The organism is Streptomyces sp. DH12, assembly GCF_020873895.1.
Taxonomy (GTDB): Bacteria; Actinomycetota; Actinomycetes; order Streptomycetales; family Streptomycetaceae; genus Streptomyces.
Map to the genome: position 1 here is coordinate 1 of NZ_JAHWGT010000743.1, position 497 is coordinate 497.

Sequence of the window (497 nt, forward strand, 5' to 3'; positions counted from 1 at the left end):
GTTACAGGCCGTGGCCCCTTACGCGGTGGCCGGTCGACCTTTACTCTGTCCGTGCTCGATAGTTACTCGCGAGTTAAACAACGCCGCGAGGAAACCCCAGCCGCACTGAGCCAGCCGCACCGTCGCGGGCCCCGGAGGATGTCGTGAGCGACACACAGACACTGATCGAGAACCGTCCGCCGAGCGTGGCGACCCTCTTCCTGGAGCGTGTGGCGGCCACACCGGACGCCGAGGCCTACCGCTACCCGGTCCCACCGGCCTCCGGCGAGGGCCCGGACGACTGGAAGTCGCTGACCTGGGCCGAGGCCGCCGAGCGGGTCCACGCGATCGCGGCCGGCCTGATCGAACTGGGCGTGCAGCCGGAGGAGCGGGTCGCCCTCGCCTCCGCCACCCGGGTCGAGTGGATCCTCACCGACCTCGGCATCCTCTGCGCCGGCGCCGCCACCACCACGGTCTACCCGCAGACCAACGCCGAGGAGTCCGCGTACATCCTCTCC

At 70.2% G+C, this 497-nt stretch carries 1 protein-coding gene; it reads left to right on the top strand.

Annotated features, from left to right (window positions below):
• Positions 1–143 precede the first annotated feature (143 nt).
• Positions 144–497 (top strand): AMP-binding protein (locus LPA54_RS36830; RefSeq protein ID WP_228984842.1); only part of this gene is annotated, 354 nt, incomplete at its 3' end.